The organism is Amycolatopsis sp. (assembly GCF_025464955.1).
Classification (GTDB): domain Bacteria; phylum Actinomycetota; class Actinomycetes; order Mycobacteriales; family Pseudonocardiaceae; genus Amycolatopsis.
This window is the reverse complement of the sequence record NZ_JAODNM010000054.1, coordinates 1-2,560: the sequence shown is the minus strand read 5'-3', so window position 1 is coordinate 2,560 and position 2,560 is coordinate 1. Positions and strand designations below refer to the sequence as shown.

The window sequence follows — 2,560 nt, the reverse complement described above, 5'->3', positions numbered from 1 at the left end:
GCCCGACTCCCCTCCCGAGGGGTTCGTCGACGAATTCGGGGGCATCGACGGGGCGGTCGTTCACTGGGACGACTCGCCGGCCGTGCGCGAGCGATTGGAGGCCATCGGCCGGTCCTCTTCCAGCCTGGTGCTCTTCCTGGAACACGTACCGCAGACGCTCGCCACATGGCTGGACGGCCACCGGGTCGCTGCGCCGGAGAGCATGGAGGAAGTCGAGTGAGACGTCGGCGGTGTGGGCGAGGCCGTGGAAGGTGTTGGGCTGCCTGCGGCGGGTCATCTCGCGCAGGCCCTGCTCGGCGCGGGCCTGGGCGGCGGCGCTCTTGCGGGCGGCGCCCTGGCGGAGGTTGTCGGTGTTGCCGCGCATGCCGGTGATGAGAGGTCTCGGCGGACGTCTCTGGAGGACCCCGAGGGCGTACGTCCTCGGATCTTCCTTCAGCAGGTCCCCGAGGGACAGACCGCCAAGAACCGCCTGCACCTGGACGTACGCGCCGCACCCGGCCTGCACGGCGACGAGCGGATGGCCGCCCTCGAAGCGGAGTGCGAGCGCCTCGTCCGTCTCGGCGCCACCCGCTTGCGCCGCGACGAGCCGGCGCCTTCTCTCGCGCTGCCCGGTGCTGTGCTAGGACGGCTCACCGAGGTCGCGCGTCATCCAGCCGGGCGTGTCGAAGCGGATGGGGGAGGCGCCGACCAGTGTCGCCAGGTGCTTTTCTAGGCGCTCGAGTTCGGCGGAGCCGATCCGTCGTTCCCAGCGGTCGCGCAGTTCGTCGAAGATCTCCTCGCCTTGGTGCAGCACCTCGAAGCCGAGGGCGGTGACCTGGAGGCGTTTGCGGCGGCCGTCGAGGGGATCGGTGTCGCGTGTCACGTATCCGCGTTCGTGCAGGACCGCGATCGTCTTCGCGGCCGCCTGCTTGGAGACCGACAAGCGGCGGCCGAGCCGCGTGGCGTCATCGGCGCCCGCGGCGATGGCTCGCATGGCGAAGTCGTGGACGGGGCGTACGTCCTGGTAGCCGCGCTGAGCAAGCTCGTCGGTCGCGTTGTCCACCAGCGAACGGAAGCCCCCGAGCAGGAGCAGCGCGAGATCGGCACCGGAACGGGACATGGCAGCAGGGTACGGGAAGGGCTTGCAGTTAGACAACTTGGTTGGCTAATATCTGGGCAACCAGGTTGTCCAATTGAGGAGATGCGATGAACGCGACACCAGCCGGCGCGACGATTCCGGGGATCACCCACCACCGCGTCGAGGTGAACGGAACCACGCTGCACTACGTGGCGGCGGGAACCGGCGGAACCCCGATACTGCTGGTCCACGGGTTCCCCGAGACCTGGTGGTCCTTCCACAGGCTCATCCCGCTGCTCGCCGCCCACCACCGCGTGTTCGCCGTCGACCTGCGCGGCTTCGGCGACTCCGGCAACGGGCCGGGCACGTACGACAGCGCTACCGCGGCCGAGGACCTGCACCTTCTGATCGAGCATCTCGGCGTGGGCCCTGTCCATCTCACCGGGCAGGACATCGGCGGGGCGAGCGTGTTCCGCCTCGCGACCACGCACCCGCAGGACGTGCTCAGTCTCACTGCCATCGAGACGGGGCTACCCGGATTCGGAATGGAGGTGCTGGCCGACATCACCCACGGCGGCGTCTGGTATATCGGGGTTCTCGCCGCACCCGGCATCCCCGAGATGCTGCTGACCGGCCGCGAGCGCGAGTTCCTGGGACAGTTCGTGTTCCCGACCTTGAGCGCGACCCCGGGAGCGATCACCGAAGCCGACATCGACGAGTTCGCCCGCACCTACGCGCGGCCCGACGGATGGCGCGGAGCGATCGGCCTCTACCGGTCGATGCTGCGCGAGGGCTCCGAGATCACGGCCCTCGCCCAGACACCCGGGCTGAACGTGCCCGTTCTCGCGGTCGGGGCCCGCGCAGGCTCCTTCACCCTGGCCACCATGACCCAGGCCGCGTCGAGCGAAGTGAGCTCGGTATCTCTCGACGGTGTCGGCCACTACGCCGCCATGGAGGCTCCCGAAGAACTGGCCAAGGCAATGATCGAGTTCACCGGACGCATTGACACGCCGTGAAGAGGCGGCGTCCCGCGCAGCCGCCCTCGGCTCAAGACTCGGTCCTCGTGGTGCTCGCCCCCGCCCACAGCCGCAACCGCACCGGCTGTACATGACCGCTATCCCCCGGATCCTGGCCGCACCGCGGCCGCCGAAGGGAAAGGACGGCGAGGAGCTGGAGATCGCTTCGATGGCAAGCGACTCGCAAACGTACGGCACGTGGCTGTTCTAACTCGGGCTGAGCGAGGCGGTCGAGCGGGGCATCCTCGCCCCGTTCGAGATCGACGTGCTGGAGATCCAGGACCCCGACCTCACCCTGGGAGCCGGCCCTTGAGCAGCAACCGAACGGCCAGTGACGTTAAGGAGCCCGGCGAGCTCGTCTAATCGTCACTGGCCGTTCCGATGCGGACCCCGAGATCTTTCCGCTGCCCACAGGCGGCTCGCTATTCGCCGATGTCGGATCCGGGCAGCAACAGCAACTTGCCGCGGGCCCGCCCGGTCAGGCTGA

At 68.9% G+C, this 2,560-nt stretch carries 2 protein-coding genes and 2 pseudogenes; 3 read left to right on the top strand and 1 reads right to left on the bottom strand.

Translation table 11 applies throughout. The features are described from left to right. Both JWQ81_RS11485 and JWQ81_RS11480 read left to right on the top strand, forming a co-directional pair. A pseudogene (locus JWQ81_RS11485) lies at positions 1-220 on the top strand (hypothetical protein); the annotation flags it as partial. A 150-nt stretch (positions 221-370) separates the two neighbouring features. Next, positions 371-712: pseudogene (locus JWQ81_RS11480) on the top strand (VOC family protein); the annotation flags it as partial. On the opposite strand, the gene JWQ81_RS11475 reads toward JWQ81_RS11480, so the two are convergent. Continuing rightward, a complete protein-coding gene (locus tag JWQ81_RS11475) occupies positions 620-1,099 on the bottom strand; it encodes a MarR family winged helix-turn-helix transcriptional regulator (RefSeq protein ID WP_297540466.1) in 480 nt (159 codons plus the stop codon). The pseudogene JWQ81_RS11480 and the gene JWQ81_RS11475 sit on opposite strands and share 93 nt — an antisense overlap. A gap of 86 nt (positions 1,100-1,185) precedes the next feature. Here JWQ81_RS11475 and JWQ81_RS11470 point away from each other — a divergent pair, with 86 nt between their 5' ends. Further along, positions 1,186-2,073, top strand: a complete 888-nt coding sequence (locus tag JWQ81_RS11470) for an alpha/beta hydrolase (protein ID WP_297540464.1) — start codon at positions 1,186-1,188, stop codon at positions 2,071-2,073. Positions 2,074-2,560 lie beyond the last annotated feature (487 nt).

Excerpts from the sequence above, each read along its gene's own strand:
- JWQ81_RS11470 (WP_297540464.1), top strand. The coding sequence starts at position 1,186 with ATGAACGCGACACCAGCCGGCGCGACGATTCCGGGGATCACCCACCAC.
- JWQ81_RS11475 (WP_297540466.1), bottom strand. The coding sequence starts at position 1,099 with ATGTCCCGTTCCGGTGCCGATCTCGCGCTGCTCCTGCTCGGGGGCTTC.